This is a genomic window from Pseudotamlana agarivorans (assembly GCF_018860245.1).
GTDB lineage: Bacteria > Bacteroidota > Bacteroidia > Flavobacteriales > Flavobacteriaceae > Pseudotamlana > Pseudotamlana agarivorans_A.
Map to the genome: position 1 here is coordinate 12,266 of NZ_JAHKPD010000008.1, position 14,897 is coordinate 27,162.

Annotated in this window: 15 protein-coding genes; all 15 read right to left on the reverse strand. The window is 30.6% G+C overall.

The features are described 5' to 3' along the window. Positions 1-10 precede the first annotated feature (10 nt). Complete coding sequence (locus KO493_RS02770; RefSeq protein WP_252723144.1) at positions 11-1,222, reverse strand: WcaI family glycosyltransferase; 1,212 nt, start codon at positions 1,220-1,222, stop codon at positions 11-13. Beyond that, a complete protein-coding gene (locus KO493_RS02775; protein WP_216066424.1) occupies positions 1,215-1,778 on the reverse strand; it encodes a putative colanic acid biosynthesis acetyltransferase in 564 nt (187 codons plus the stop codon). The genes KO493_RS02770 and KO493_RS02775 overlap by 8 nt, the downstream gene beginning before the upstream one ends. After that, on the reverse strand, positions 1,775-2,863 hold the full coding sequence (locus tag KO493_RS02780; RefSeq protein WP_216066425.1) for a glycosyltransferase family 4 protein: 1,089 nt from the start codon (positions 2,861-2,863) through the stop codon (positions 1,775-1,777). The genes KO493_RS02775 and KO493_RS02780 overlap by 4 nt, the downstream gene beginning before the upstream one ends. Then, positions 2,856-4,094 carry an O-antigen ligase family protein gene (locus KO493_RS02785; protein ID WP_216066426.1) on the reverse strand — a complete coding sequence of 413 codons (1,239 nt, stop codon included), beginning with the start codon at positions 4,092-4,094 and terminating at the stop codon, positions 2,856-2,858. The genes KO493_RS02780 and KO493_RS02785 overlap by 8 nt, the downstream gene beginning before the upstream one ends. 1 nt (position 4,095) lies before the next feature. Next, positions 4,096-4,692: a hypothetical protein gene (locus KO493_RS02790; protein ID WP_216066427.1), complete on the reverse strand. Its 597-nt coding sequence runs from the start codon at positions 4,690-4,692 to the stop codon at positions 4,096-4,098. 671 nt (positions 4,693-5,363) lie between these two features. Then, positions 5,364-6,602, reverse strand: coding sequence for a hypothetical protein (locus KO493_RS02795; protein WP_216066428.1), 1,239 nt, complete (start codon positions 6,600-6,602; stop codon positions 5,364-5,366). Further along, a complete protein-coding gene (locus tag KO493_RS02800) occupies positions 6,595-7,839 on the reverse strand; it encodes a hypothetical protein (protein ID WP_216066429.1) in 1,245 nt (414 codons plus the stop codon). Before KO493_RS02800 ends, KO493_RS02795 begins: the two co-directional genes overlap by 8 nt. 29 nt (positions 7,840-7,868) lie before the next feature. Continuing rightward, positions 7,869-8,531, reverse strand: coding sequence for a cytidylyltransferase domain-containing protein (locus KO493_RS02805; protein WP_216066430.1), 663 nt, complete (start codon positions 8,529-8,531; stop codon positions 7,869-7,871). Continuing rightward, positions 8,528-9,415 (reverse strand): NAD-dependent epimerase/dehydratase family protein, encoded by an 888-nt coding sequence (locus KO493_RS02810; RefSeq protein WP_216066431.1) that lies wholly within the window; start codon positions 9,413-9,415, stop codon positions 8,528-8,530. Before KO493_RS02810 ends, KO493_RS02805 begins: the two co-directional genes overlap by 4 nt. Continuing rightward, complete coding sequence (locus KO493_RS02815) at positions 9,415-10,062, reverse strand: hypothetical protein (RefSeq protein WP_216066432.1); 648 nt, start codon at positions 10,060-10,062, stop codon at positions 9,415-9,417. Before KO493_RS02815 ends, KO493_RS02810 begins: the two co-directional genes overlap by 1 nt. A gap of 109 nt (positions 10,063-10,171) precedes the next feature. After that, on the reverse strand, positions 10,172-11,218 hold the full coding sequence (locus KO493_RS02820; RefSeq protein WP_216066433.1) for a GDP-L-fucose synthase family protein: 1,047 nt from the start codon (positions 11,216-11,218) through the stop codon (positions 10,172-10,174). A 6-nt stretch (positions 11,219-11,224) separates the two neighbouring features. Continuing rightward, positions 11,225-12,343, reverse strand: a complete 1,119-nt coding sequence (gene gmd / locus KO493_RS02825; protein ID WP_216066434.1) for a GDP-mannose 4,6-dehydratase — start codon at positions 12,341-12,343, stop codon at positions 11,225-11,227. 201 nt (positions 12,344-12,544) lie between these two features. Continuing rightward, a complete protein-coding gene (gene rfbD / locus KO493_RS02830; RefSeq protein WP_216066435.1) occupies positions 12,545-13,402 on the reverse strand; it encodes a dTDP-4-dehydrorhamnose reductase in 858 nt (285 codons plus the stop codon). Then, complete coding sequence (gene rfbC, locus KO493_RS02835; RefSeq protein ID WP_216066436.1) at positions 13,399-13,944, reverse strand: dTDP-4-dehydrorhamnose 3,5-epimerase; 546 nt, start codon at positions 13,942-13,944, stop codon at positions 13,399-13,401. Before rfbC ends, rfbD begins: the two co-directional genes overlap by 4 nt. Continuing rightward, on the reverse strand, positions 13,945-14,811 hold the full coding sequence (rfbA, locus tag KO493_RS02840) for a glucose-1-phosphate thymidylyltransferase RfbA (RefSeq protein ID WP_216066437.1): 867 nt from the start codon (positions 14,809-14,811) through the stop codon (positions 13,945-13,947). It abuts the gene before it with no gap. Positions 14,812-14,897 lie beyond the last annotated feature (86 nt).

Genomic DNA, 14,897 nt, shown 5'->3' on the forward strand with positions numbered 1-14,897 from the left:
ATAAACAATATTAAAGATTTTGTATTTTATCAATAAACATATCTAATACTTTATTTTTAGAATATTTTTCCAAAACATATTGCTTCGCTCCAGTCCCCAATTTTGAACAAAGCATTTTGTCCGCTTTCAATATATTAATTTGATTTATTATTTCATCAACTGAATTTCCATTAAAATAAAAACCTCCTTGGGACTCCTCAAATACTTTTGAAACCTCACTTTCCATGTTACCTGTTACAATTGACGGTTTCTCACTAGCCATCATACCTAATATCTTTGAAGGCATAACGGTATCGATAACATCTGTTTTTTGAAATAAAATATGTAAATCAGCACTCGAAAGTAATTGAGGCAATTCTTCGTAAGGGACTAAGTTAAAATGCTTCACAAAACTATATTGTTTTAACGCTCTCAATAAATTAACTTTCTCTGCACCTTCACCAACCACAACTACTTCTACATTTTCAACTTTTTCTAATTGCACTAAAATTTTTAAAAACAAATCCCAATCTTGTTTTGCTCCTATGTTTCCCGAATACAAAATTTTAAAACAACTCGACTTTAAATACCTATGAGTGCCTAAATTTATATTACTAAAAGCCTCTACATCAATCCAATTTGTTAAATAATAAGTACTAGTTTTCGTTTTCTGTTTTAATTTATTTATCATTCCATAACTAATAGTTGAAACAATATCAGCCTTATCTAAAACAAACCCTTCAATTTTTTGTAATAATTTTATAACTGATTTTTTACCTCCATCTAGTAGACCAGAATCTATAGCCGCATCAAATTCAAAATCCTGTATATGAACAAGGTGCTTACAGCCATATCGCTTTTTTAAAAACCAACCTAACAATCCAGATGTTGTGAATGGAATAATTGATATCACAATATCTGGTTTACTAATTCTAAATAAATTAATAAAATTACCAAAAGTAAAACTAGATAAATGAATTATTCTTTTTACAAAAGTTGGGTCTTTAGGCACGTATTGTTTACTTCTAAAAACCTTTACCCCATTGATAGTTTCTTTTACTAAATAAGGCTTTGATTTATAATCTTCTCTTATTTCCCATTGAGGGTAATATGGAAAACCCGTTATAACTGAAACTTCAAATCCCTTTGAAACTAGGTACTCTGCCTTTTGCGTAGTATATAAGCCAATGGCACTATCTTCTGGATAGTAATTGATACCTATAATTGATATTTTATTATTCAATTTCACGTTTCTTAATTAGTTTCACAGGTGAACCGGCAAAAACAGAATAGGGCTCTAAATCTTTAAAAACAGAGCTTCTTGCTCCAACGACCACCCCTTTATTTATTTTAGTACCTGGAGCTACGAAAACATCTGTAGCCAACCAACATTCATCTTCAATAATAATTTTTTTGGCTAAAATTGGAAACTCCATTTTTTTATAATTATGGGTTCCTGTGCAAATATAACTTCTTTGTGAAATAACAGTATTACTACCTATAATAATTTCTCCTAAAGAATAAAGTACAACCTGATCTCCAATCCAACTATTATCACCAATTTTTACCTTCCAAGGGTATGTTATTTCTGCAGACGGTCTAACGATAACATTTTTACCTATCTCTGCTCCAAAAGCCCTCAATAAAAAGCGTCTCCAGCCATATAATACTTGTGGAGAAGTCTTGAAAAATAATGCGTAACATATCCACCACAGCTGTACTATAAGTTTTGATTTTCCTCTGAAATCTTTTGGATTATGGTAAAGATTTAAATCCTGAAATTTTCGGATGTCACTCATATTTTTATGATATTAACTAAGTTAGAGATGAAATTATCAACTCTATAGTTTTTTAGAGCAATTGAAAAATTATACTTTCTAATACCAAGGAAATTATCTGGATGATTAGCAATCATTTCTATTTTCGACACAATACTACCTGGATTCTTTTTTTCAACATAAAAACCATTTACTTCATCTTTAAAAATATCGGGGATTCCAGAATGATTCGTAGTTAGAACTAAGTTCCCTGTAGCCATAGCCTCCAATATTGATATAGGCTGCCCTTCCATTTCATAATATGTTGGCAATACAAACACATTGCCCCAAATCAACAATTCCTTTTTTGCTTGGCCTGAAACTACTCCACAATATGAAACCTGATTTAACTCATTGAAATAAGTCTCAATTTTAGATTTATTTTGAGCATCGATATTACCGGCTATTTTAGCCTCGAACTCAACACCTTTTTTCTCTAAAATTTTTAATGCTTCTAAAAGGTCTAATATTCCTTTTTCTTCCATTAAATTACTAAGGAAGAATATTTTAGGCTTAATATTATTTTCATCCTTAAAAATATCTTCTTCATTTAAAAACAAATAATCTTCAACGAAGTTATATAATACAAATATGTGATCTCCATCTACAAAAGGGCTCATATTCCCTCGTAATGATTCTGATAACACTATCCCTTTATTTGTTTTATCAAGAATCCATTTGAAAACAGTTTTCTTTAGTCCTTTTATTAACCTGTATTCTTTTCCTAAATAATTGCCATGTACGTGAATTACAATATCTCTCTTAAAAAGGCTAGCAAGTATAATAAAAACAGCATATTTCATAACCCCAAAAAAAGTTTGTCCCGGGGTTATATAGACCATATCAGCACCAAATATTTTATAGGCTCTGAAATTTAATTTTAAGTAAAATAGTGCTTTTGAAACTGAAAATACTCCAATATTTTCTTCAAATTTATTAAATGATGTATTTATTGAATCAATTGAAAATTGCTTCATATCATTTAAACCTTCAAAAACTACTTTATTAGCTAAAGATACACCTGTTGTGGGATTAGGAAAGGGACCAATTACTAAAATTTTATTCATATTTGTTTTGTCTTGAAATAGATTTATAGGTAAAGAAATTAATTAAAATAGCAAATAAAACTAAGCCATTCTGCCTATCAAGTAAATTTTCAACGAGCATAATTATACAATAAAAAATTAGTACACTCATAAATATAAAATCTTTGCTCAATAGGGATAATCTAAAAAGTTGAAATAAAAACCATATAAAAACTATCAACCCAATAAAACCAAAAGATAACCAGAAATTTAAGTATTGGTTATGGGTATTGTATTTTCCTTGAACTAATACCTCTGATGTGTTTTCATAACAATGCATCAAAACATTTTTTGTATCTCCAACGCCAAAACCAAATAAGCCAGCTTTTGTTAAATTTTTAGTAGCACATTGATATACTCCCAATCTTATACTTGTAGACGATCTCGGTTCATCATTTAAAACTTTAGTATAAGTCGTTGAGTTTATAACCTCAATTATTCTACGCGAACTATTAGAAAATAATATAAAACAAACAAAAACAAGCATTAAAACTCCAATTGTTGTGACAAATAAACGCTTTCCTGATTTAAAATTTTTGAATAAAAAAAAGAAAAATGAAACAATAGTTGCTAATAAAACACCTTTCCTAAATAAAAACACAAGTACACTTAAAAGAATTAAATTACCAAGGATAATAAGCACATTTAACTTCTTACTTGTGTTAGATTTAATCAAACTCAAGGAAAATATTAATGATAATCCAATGTATATAGACAAATAAATTGGGTGATCATTGAAAACCCATAAATGATGTTCGATATACGAAATGGAATAACCATAACTTACACTATTTTCAAAATAACCTAGTTTATATATGTAAAGATAGATGACAATGCTTAAAATTATCGTTGAACAATAAAAAACATAAAATAATAGCCTTTCTATTTTTTCAACCACGCCCAAATCCACTTTTAATGATGAAATAAATATGTAAAATAGCGGTAATAAAATCATCGAACTAACGGTTATAGTTCTTTGAATAGCATAATCAACATCATCAGAATACAGAATACTTAATAAATAAAGAATAAACACAATACTGTTGTAAACAAAAGCTTTTTTAATACATGCTTTTTTATGCTTTATAAAAACCCAAACCCCAATAAGCAAAGGAATAACTACTGTCATTGGTTTTAGATTAAATGGTAAAATTGGAAATAAACCAAATAAAAAACAAACAAAAAACATCATTGATGATTCTTTAAATTTCATGCTATGCACCATCATTCGATTTCTTTAATAGTAATTTAAAACATTGTTTTCCAATAAACGTAACAAAAAGAATAAACAAGGCATAATATATGTATCTCACTGATGACCTCATGTTATACTCAAACGCATAGATAATATGTAACACTGCAAGAATTGTAAGTACAAAAGGAAGCCCTCTTTTCTTGTCCTTTAGTGATTTTCTAATACATTTATCAAAGAACGAAAATATAAGGCCTGTAATAAAGAAATACATAAATGTGAAAAAATACCCCATAACGAATACTCTCCCATGTAACGTAAAAGGCGCATATATATTAAGTCGCATTTTTTCAGATATATCATACCATCCTACCATAGACCCTGGTAGGGGATTCAAACTTATAAAAATAACTTCCCAGTCTGGAACGGCTTTTTTAAGGGTGCCAATGGTAGCAAAAACACCAAAAATAAAAGAATAATAAAAATTAAAAAATGAATCTCGAACTCCGGCTTGTTCAGAAAACAAGCTCGCCACATATGGAATAATACCATGCTTTTCTAAGCCCCTAAATCCCATTAAAACTCCAAGAAATAAGAAAGTTAAAAACAAATTAAACATAAAACTAAGTTTGTTCCTTAACGTATTCCCGTTGGAAAGAAAGATCAATACGAAAAATATAAGTAAAAATAAAATAACTGCCCTAGAGCCTGTGCCTACAGAAAACAAAAAAAGAATTGAAAAAAACAAAACACTAATAAGCTTGTACTTCTTATAGGTTACACCTAAGAGAATAACTTCAATAAAGGATAATAACTTGATTAAAATCACTAATGCGCCTATAGTATTTTCGGAAAGGTAATAATCTCGAAAAAATATTTCTTTACCATAGGCAATAGTAAAAAGTATCAAAATAAATAATAAAAAACCTCCGACAATATAAATTAATTTTTTAGAAACTGTATATGTGATAAATAAATTATCATTTAAACTTAATTGAAATAAATCTCTTGCTTTTCTTAAAGAGAAATAATGATAATTCATACAACCAAAAACAAATGAATTTAGTGCTATCAAATACCAAGAAATGCTATTTAAAAACTGAGATTCTGGAACAAAGTCTAGATTATATAAGGAGTACTTATCATCGTAAAAATAGAAATACAAAATTGAAGAAAAGATAGAAACTACTGCAAAAATTATATATAGATAAACTGGACTTAAATAAAAATATTTAAACATCTTCCTTAAGAAAATGAATTGTAGAATAAATAAAATTATTAAAATTATAATCATTCCCTGTTAATTTTAGAGTAGTCATTACTATTTAGAAACTTAATAACATATGAATAAGAAAATAAGCCTTTAAAAAAGTGAAGTAATAACAGGAAAAGCACAAAATTATTATACCCCAGATATAAACAAACGACCATAATTAACCCCCATGCGAAATAAGCAGCTAGATTGATAATATTGTAAGTTTTAAACTTCTCGTTTATCATATAAAATGGTTGAGCAACAGATTGAAAACTATTAAAAATAAATATTACAATTGTAAATGGAAATACAAGTAATATATCTTTCGCTTTTAAATTCCAGTCAAAAGGGAATACATTATTCAACAATAAAAAAACCAGGAAAGCCATACCAGCAATAGACAAATAGATAAACAAGGTTTTTATTCTCGTGCCTATTGTATTTTTATAATCGCCAGCTAAAAAATATTTTTTTATTAAAGGGTTATATATTGAATTAATACCAATGCTAATTAACAAAAAGACATTACACAGGTTTATTATATAGCCAACCTTAACCAATTCTTCACTAGTTGAATAAATTTTAGCTAGGTTCATAAATCCTAAACCAGAAACCCAACCTAAAACACTTATGGAGAATAAATTTATCATTTTTTTAAACTCATCCAGGGTCAAAACAACAAATTTAAATTTAAATTTATTTAGTTTTAAAATTTTAACCAGCAATAAGGCTATTAATAAACCTCCAGCTTTTCCAACAAAAAAAGCAATTATTTTGTTATCAATGAAAATAATTGAAATTATAATTGAAACAAATGAAATAAACAATAAGGCTTGTATAAGTAGAGCCTTATCATGCTCTTCTATCAATTTGTAATAGTTTGTTAGATATGCCATGTAGGCATTTATAATCATGCTAGTAAACAAACACAGATAAACTATCAGTGTCTTCACTTCGAAATATGCATATGCTATTTGTTTCGTAAGGAAAAACAATAAAACATAAATTATGAGAACAATTAACGAACTAGAAATTAATTTGTTTGTAATAAACTCATAGGTAGTTATCGTTTTAGAATAAATTATATGAGAGTTGTTTAATGGAAGTAAAAGACTTAATAACTGTTCTAAAGACAAAAGCAACAAGATAGCCACATACTGCTCAGAGAAGGCTCCAATTGCTAGGTACAAAAGCACCACATAATTAAACCCTTTAGAGGCTCCTGAAACTATGATGTACTTGAGTGAGTTTACAAAAAAAACTTTTTTAGGCATCTTTTATTACTTCGTTTACAATACGACTTATTGATTTTCCGTCATAGTTTGCCAAAGATTCTGAAAGATATTCTTCAATGTCATTTTTATTAATTTCGAAATTAAAAATATTTTTTTCGAAATCTTCTCGATTGTAATAGTAATTAATAATATTAGGTGGGAAATTTTCTTCTATTCCATTAGACAAACCCCATCTAGGAGACTTTACACTTTTCCCTAATAACAATGGGTAAATTATAACAGATGAAAAATGGCTTAAAGTAAATACCGAATGATAAACATAATTTTTAAAATCGAGATCATAAAAATATTTTATACCTTTTTCTTCAAAAAATGATAAACAGTCATCTATTTTTCTTCTTGGATGAAGTTTAATTACCAATTGTAATTTTTTATCTACTAAAATCTGATTTAAGTCATCTAAGAAGACCATCCATTTTGATGAATCCCAATTTCGCATTGATGAAAGTCCATCATCCATATAAGCCACATAATTTGGGTTTTCAATTTTTAACTCATCTTGAATATAAATGTCTTTATCTTTAATTTTGGCGTTATAAAAAGCATCTAATTCAGGGTTTCCTACTATTTGAACACTGTCTTTTGGGAAACCAAATTCATTAACCATGACATCGTAATCCATCGGGTAATAAACAAATGACTTTGTAGCTTCCAACTCTTCGGAATATTTCGGAAATGCCGTAAATTGAGTATAATCCTGCATAGCCTTGTAAAAGAAACCAAAAAACTTTGAAAAGCTTTTCATCTCAACAAAGTAATTATACAAAGCATACATGTTTTTTCGAGTAAATTTAGACTGTAATTTACTTTTCCCGTAATCCCTCATATTTTGCTTAACAACGGCTTGCCCTTCTGCCGTTATTAACTTACCATGAGCTAAATAGAATATTTTAATATTTAAATCTTTACAGATTTTTACAATAGCCCTATCTATAATAAAGGATAAATTTATAAGAACTATAGCATAGGGTTTTTCTGTCTCTATAACCTTTCTTATTCGGTTTGTTCGATAATATCCGATATCTCTTATAACCATACCCTCAATGCTCTTCTCAACCTCTATTTGTTTATCAACCCAAATTTCAGATGTTTCGCCCACCCATGAGCCTGTGTGGACTAAAAGTGTTTCAAATCCCTTGTTTTTAAAACTTTTATCCAATCTTAAAAAATGACGATAACCATTATCCCAATTATCTAAGTATAATATTTTTTTCATAAAATTATCCTATCCCACTCAAAACTTAACTAAACATCTGTTTTTAACGCCTGTTTTTTAAACATAAACTCAGCGAAATCAAAATCAACTTGAGTATCAATATCTATAGCCTCTTGTTGATTTACCTTCATGAAATGTGGTTTTGAACAAATAAAGTTTCTAGATTCTAACATCGCTTTTCTATTAACAATTACAAGTCCAAATGTTGGTGCTACATATTCAGGTAAATTTTGCGAATTGGGTGCGTTTTCTGGATCATAATTAACAGCCTTTCCATGATGCCATAAAAATTCTTTAACTACTTTTACCGACATTAAGCTATTACAATCGTGGTAAAAAAATTCATCTATAGCGTTAATATATGATTCTTTTGTTATTAGAGGAGCCGTAACCTGCGCAATTAAAATATTTTCTCCTGGTGTTACTTCTGCCAAATATTCGTGATACTCACTATTGGAACATTCTGAGCTCGCAAAGTAAGGTTCTCTTTTATGATAATTAACACCTAATTTTTTTGCAATATCAATAGCATAGTCACTATCTGTATTTACAATGATATCATCAACAGGTAATTGTTTTACCAATTCTATTTTATGCTCAAATAAAGACTTTGAAGCAAATGGTTTAAAATTTTTATTTCTCACTCTTTGAGAACCAGCACGCATTGGTATTACTGCAACTAACTTTTTCATTTTTCTAAAGCATTTATAAATTCATTAATTCCCATTTCTAAATCATATTCTGTTTTCCATCCAATGTCCCTTAACTTTTTATTCGAGCCTGTTATTAATACCTGATCTCCTACATAACCATCGATTTCTTTAATTTCTAACTTTTTATTTAGTCTTTTCCCAATTTCATTGATTATAATTTCAGGCGTGAGTCTTTCATTACATGTAACATTATAAATTTCATTATCCGTATCATTTTTAAAAGAAAGCATTATTGCACTTAACACATCATTTACATGAACTAACTCTCTAACCCTGTCTTTTGCACCAGTTATAGAGATAACATCACCGTTTAAAGCCATGTCTAAATAAATGCTTAATATGCCTTGGTGCTTATTTGATAAATCCTGACCTGCTCCATAGGTTGCAAATAATCTAAATATTGTATAAGGAATTTTACTATGCTCAAATACCAATTTTGTATAATACTCAGCACTTAATTTACTTGCGCCATAAAAAGATATTGGATTAGGGAGCCCGTCTTCAAGAGCATTTTCTTGATTCCCATATACAGCCATACTACTGGTATAAACAAACTTTTTTACTTGAAGTTTTTGGGCTAATTTAACCATGTTCATTGTGCCAACAGAGTTCCATAAAGCATCGTCATAAGGGTTAGCTAAACTGAAATAGCCTCCTGATTGCGCTGCGATATGAAAAATAAAATCAACTTCACCATAATCCTTATCCAATACATCTTTACTACTTATATCACAAACAATATACGGTATGTCTTGGTTGGGTTTTCTTTTATCTAAACTAATAACGTCATGGCCAATAGACTTAAGTATTTGTATTAATCTACCTCCGATAAAACCACTTCCTCCAGTAACTAATATTCTCATTATTCTATATTTTTAACGATTTCTACATCTAAACTATTAGGGTCAATGTAAACACTATTCAATGTTTCTGATTTACCTTCCCAATTAACTATACCTTTATTACTTGCTGTAGGTCCAAAATAAATATTAATATTTCGCTCCTCTATTTCACCATAAACTGTACACTTATACCAGCCATCCCTATTCATTGCCTCGATTGATGCATGTTCCTTTACAAAGGCCTGACCAACTTTTTGAACTCCTTTAATCTGCCCACCTTTTAAATCAAAAATCGCATCAATTCTATTATTATAAGATTCGGATAACCTAAATCCGAAAAAATCTGTAGTGTTACTTTTGATGATTATACTTGCTTTATAATAAAATTTGGTTTTAATCTTACCTTTATTTTTTACTTTAATATTTACATAGGAAGGCTTAGAAGTTGTGGCTCTAGCTAAAGTATATACGGTATTATTTTTATAGTTTAAACGTGTTTCATTCAATTCAATCCAAACTTTTCGCCAAATTGAATAGTCCAAATCATTTTGGATATCTTTATTATTTACTTTTAATTCTTCTATTCCAGAAATTTCTTCCTTTGCATTATTCTCATTTTTACATGAAAAAAGCACCAACAGAAAAAAACATAAAAAAAATCGATTCATTAAAAACTCTTTAAATTATACATTTACTAGATTAAAAAATCACAAAATATAAAACAATAAGAAGCAACCAAAAACTATTACTATTATATTTATGCATTACATAAATAGTTTACTTATTTAAATACCAATTAAACAAATGATGTATACCTTCTTTAAGTTCTATATTATGTGTCCACCCTAAACCATTTAACTTAGAAACATCAGTCAATTTTTTCATTGTACCATCTGGTTTATCTGTATTAAAAACTAAATCGCCTTTAAAACCAACGGTTGCCTTTATAGTTTCTGCTAATTCCTTAATCGAAATATCTTTACCCGTACCTATGTTTATATGTGTATTTCTAATTTCCTTTTGATCTGCCTCATATGTATCTGAAAAATTTCTGTTTTCCATAATGAACACACAAGCATCGGCCATATCTTCACTCCAAAGAAACTCCCTTTTAGGCTTTCCTGACCCCCAAATCTCAACACTATTTGCTGAGACGCCAAATGTTTCTAAATAAGCCTTAGCTTCTTCAATATGCTCTAATCCTAAATCCTTAACTACATCGTCATACTTAGCTTCAGACAAAAGCTTAGCTAAATGTATTTTTCGAATAAGTGCAGGTAAGACATGAGACTTTTCTAAATCAAAATTATCGTTAGGACCATACAAGTTTGTTGGCATAACTGAAATAAAGTTTGTACCATACTGAAGGTTATAACTTTCGCACATTTTTATCCCTGCTATTTTAGCAATGGCATACGGCTCGTTAGTATATTCTAATGTATCTGTTAACAAGCAATCTTCACTCATGGGTTGCGGTGCATTTTTAGGGTAAATACACGTGCTCCCAAGGAACAATAACTTCTTGACATCATGAAGATAGCTTTGATGAATCACATTATTTTGAATCATCATGTTTTCATAAATAAAATCTGCTCTATAGGTATTGTTTGCAACAATTCCTCCAACTTTTGCTGCGGCTAAAAAAACGTATTCAGGTTTTTCATTCTCAAAAAAAGATGAAACAGCTATTTGACTTGATAAATCTAGCTCGCTATGTGTTCGGGTAATAATATTAGAATACCCTTTATCACTTAAATTATTTAAAATAGCACTTCCTACAAGTCCTCTATGACCAGCTATATAAATTTTAGCATTTTTTTTCATAAAATATTACTCGAAATAATTCATGATTTTATAGCCTCCATCTTTAAGATATTGCTCTTTCTTCATCAACTTCACATCACTTTTCATCATGTCATTGACTAAAGCCGGTAAATCATATTCTGGTACCCAACCAAGCTTTTCTTTTGCTTTAGTGGCATCTCCAATCAATAATTCAACTTCAGTTGGTCTAAAGTATTTCGGATCTACCGATAACACTTCTTTTCCTATAGGTAATTGATATTCTGAATTATTACACCCTTTAACAAAAGCTTTTTCTTCAACACCTTCACCTTTAAACTCCAATTCAATTCCAACTTCTGCAAAACACATTTTCACAAAATCACGTACCGTAGTTGTTTTATTTGTTGCTATTACCCAATCTTCAGCTTCATCGGCCTGAAGAATCATCCACATCATTCGCACATAATCTTTAGCATGCCCCCAATCACGTTGTGCATCTAAATTTCCTAAATAAAATTTATCTTGAAGTCCTAGTGCAATTCGCGACGTTGCTCTAGTAATTTTTCTAGTCACAAAAGTTTCTCCTCGTATTGGCGATTCATGGTTAAATAGAATTCCATTACAAGCATAAATACCATAAGCTTCTCTATAATTAACCGTAATCCAGTAAGCGTACATTTTCGCTACTGCATAAGGGCTCCTAGGGTAAAATGGCGTTGTTTCTGTTTGGGGTACCTCCTGTACTTTTCCATACAATTCTGAAGTCGAGGCTTGATAAATTCTTATTTTCTTTTCTAACCCTAATAAACGAATGGCTTCTAAAAGTCTTAACGTTCCTATCCCATCAGCATTTGCAGTATACTCTGGCATCTCAAAAGACACATGTACATGACTCATAGCAGCCAGATTATAGATTTCATCTGGTTGAACTTCCTGAATTAGTCTTGTTAAATTAGTACTATCGGTTAAATCTCCATAATGTAAAAAGAAGTTTCTGTCTTCTACATGAGGATCTTGATATAGATGATCTATTCTGTCCGTATTAAATAAGGAAGACCTTCTTTTTACGCCGTGTACTTCATATCCTTTTTTTAATAAAAACTCACTTAAATAGGCTCCATCTTGGCCAGTTACACCTGTAATTAAAGCTACTTTATTTTTCATTTGCTTTTTTTTAACCCTACTAATTTTACATGAATTGCAAAAGTAATACAATTGTTTCGCTTAGCAAGAGTATTCATACTAATTAACAATTAGTATAATTAGTCACCAAAACACGAATTAAATTATGAAATTTGAACTACAAAATAACGTGATGCTTACCAAACCATTTTGTTAGGAACACTTAGGGATTAATCGGATTCACTATAATTTCAACCTCGTCAATGCGACACCTAGGCTATCTTTCCAACCTGGCACTACAACTCCCAATAGCTTGTTTATTTTTTCCTTGTTTAAAACACTATAAAGCGGACGTCTAGCCGGTGTAGGGTATTCAAGTGTCCCAATGGAGTTTAATTTTAAATCCACTTGAGATAACTCAAAAATTACTTTTGCAAAATCATACCAACTGGCTACACCCTCGTTGCTATAATGATACAATCCAAAGTTTTGATTATTGGAATCGATCACTTTTAAAATAACCTCAGCCAAATCCCCTGCGTAAGTAGGCGTACCTATTTGATCACTTACCACACTTAATTCATCATGCGTTTCTGCCAATCGCAACATGGTTTTCATGAAGTTATTGCCATGTTCGGAGTACAGCCAGGATGTTCTAAAAATAAAATAATGATCTAGAGTAGTTTTTATAATCTCTTCGCCTTTCAACTTAGAAGCCCCATAAACACTTAAAGGATTAGGGGTATCTTCCTCTCTGTAAGGCACATCATGACTTCCATCAAACACAAAATCTGTTGAAATATGAATTAAAGTTACACCGTGAGCTTTACAGGATTTTGCAAGATTTTCTGGACCTTCAGCATTCACTTGATAAGCTTGTTCAATTTCAGTTTCAGCTTTATCAACAGCGGTATAAGCTGCGCAGTTTATACAATACTGAAAATTATAAGTTTTAAAAAAACGTTCTACTTGACTTAAATCACAGATATCCAACTCGGAAGCTTCTGCGTAAATGAAGTTGAGATTTTGATGTTGTAATTCTAAATCTTTAATACAACGAGCTAGTTGCCCATTTGCTCCGGTAACTAAAACTTGTATCATAAATCTAGATTTTCTAAGGTAGGAAGTTTTAAATCCTTTTCTGATATAATTAATTCATCGGGATTTAATTGCCAATTGATATTTAGGATTTTATCATTATAAATAACCCCTCCTTCTGAATTTTTATTATAAAAGTTATCGCATTTATAAGCAAACAAAGCCGTTTCACTTAACACCACAAAACCATGAGCAAATCCACGTGGCACGAACAATTGTTTTTTATTTTCTTCAGACAATTCTACAGAATAGTGTTCGCCAAAAGTAGGAGAGTCTTTTCTCAAATCTAAAGCCACATCTAAAACTTTCCCTTTTATGACACGAACCAACTTGGCTTGCGCAAATTCCCCTTTTTGAAAATGAAGTCCGCGTAATACCCCTTTTGAAGAATATGATTCGTTGTCTTGTACAAAATCAACCTCACAACCAATTAAATCATTAAAGGTTTTTTGATTATAAGACTCTAAAAAATAACCTCTTTTATCTTCAAATACCGTAGGCTCGATAAGGAAGCATCCTTTTAGTTTTGTTTCTGTAAGTTGCATTTATTTATTTTTCAATAGCGCTAGTAGATTCTTACCATAACCACTTTTAAGCAAGGGTTCGGCGAGAGCTTTAAAGGCTGTCTCACTAATATATCCCATTTCATAAGCGGCAGCTTCAATGGCTCCAATTTTCAAACCTTGTCGTTCCTCAATGACTTCTACAAACTGAGAGGCCTGCATTAAGGACTGAAACGTTCCTGTGTCTAGCCAGGCTGTCCCTCGGTCTAAAATACTCACTTTTAAATGACCTTGTTCTAGGTAAACTCTATTAACATCTGTGATTTCCAATTCACCACGATGACTCGGCTTTATATTTTTAGCAATTTCGATAACACTATTGTCATAGAAATAAATACCAGGTACCGCATAACTCGATTTTGGTGATTCCGGTTTCTCTTCTATAGAGATCGCTTGACCCGCTTCATCAAACTCAACAACGCCATAACGTTCGGGATCATGTACACGATAGGCGTAAATGATACCGCCTTCTGGATTATTATTGGCTTGAAGCAAGTCTGAAAGTCCCGTACCATAAAAGATATTGTCTCCCAAAATTAGGGCCACCTTATCGGTTCCAACAAATTCCTCACCAATAATAAAAGCTTCTGCTAAACCATTAGGTTCGTCTTGTACCGCATACTCAAAATGGCAACCGTACTTTTCACCATCTCCCAATAGGTCTTTAAATAAAGGAAGATCTTTAGGCGTTGAAATAATTAAAATTTCATTAATCCCGGCATACATTAAAGTGGATATCGGGTAGTATATCATGGGTTTATCGTAAATAGGCATGAGTTGCTTACTTACCGATAAAGTCAATGGATGTAATCGTGTTCCCGAACCTCCTGCTAGTATTATTCCTTTCATTTATATAGTTATACGGTTATGTGGTTATGTGGTTATGTGGTTATGTGGTTATGAAGATTGGTCTTTTCACTTTGTAACCAAATAAC

Bases quoted from the DNA above. Each gene is read 5' to 3' on its own strand.
- KO493_RS02775 (WP_216066424.1), bottom strand. From the start codon at position 1,778: ATGAGTGACATCCGAAAATTTCAGGATTTAAATCTTTACCATAATCCA.
- KO493_RS02780 (WP_216066425.1), bottom strand. From the start codon at position 2,863: ATGAATAAAATTTTAGTAATTGGTCCCTTTCCTAATCCCACAACAGGT.
- KO493_RS02785 (WP_216066426.1), bottom strand. From the start codon at position 4,094: ATGAAATTTAAAGAATCATCAATGATGTTTTTTGTTTGTTTTTTATTT.
- KO493_RS02790 (WP_216066427.1), bottom strand. From the start codon at position 4,692: ATGTTTAATTTGTTTTTAACTTTCTTATTTCTTGGAGTTTTAATGGGA.
- KO493_RS02795 (WP_216066428.1), bottom strand. From the start codon at position 6,602: ATGCCTAAAAAAGTTTTTTTTGTAAACTCACTCAAGTACATCATAGTT.
- KO493_RS02800 (WP_216066429.1), bottom strand. From the start codon at position 7,839: ATGAAAAAAATATTATACTTAGATAATTGGGATAATGGTTATCGTCAT.
- KO493_RS02805 (WP_216066430.1), bottom strand. From the start codon at position 8,531: ATGAAAAAGTTAGTTGCAGTAATACCAATGCGTGCTGGTTCTCAAAGA.
- KO493_RS02810 (WP_216066431.1), bottom strand. From the start codon at position 9,415: ATGAGAATATTAGTTACTGGAGGAAGTGGTTTTATCGGAGGTAGATTA.
- KO493_RS02815 (WP_216066432.1), bottom strand. From the start codon at position 10,062: ATGAATCGATTTTTTTTATGTTTTTTTCTGTTGGTGCTTTTTTCATGT.
- KO493_RS02820 (WP_216066433.1), bottom strand. From the start codon at position 11,218: ATGAAAAAAAATGCTAAAATTTATATAGCTGGTCATAGAGGACTTGTA.
- gmd (WP_216066434.1), bottom strand. From the start codon at position 12,343: ATGAAAAATAAAGTAGCTTTAATTACAGGTGTAACTGGCCAAGATGGA.
- rfbD (WP_216066435.1), bottom strand. From the start codon at position 13,402: ATGATACAAGTTTTAGTTACCGGAGCAAATGGGCAACTAGCTCGTTGT.
- rfbC (WP_216066436.1), bottom strand. From the start codon at position 13,944: ATGCAACTTACAGAAACAAAACTAAAAGGATGCTTCCTTATCGAGCCT.
- rfbA (WP_216066437.1), bottom strand. From the start codon at position 14,811: ATGAAAGGAATAATACTAGCAGGAGGTTCGGGAACACGATTACATCCA.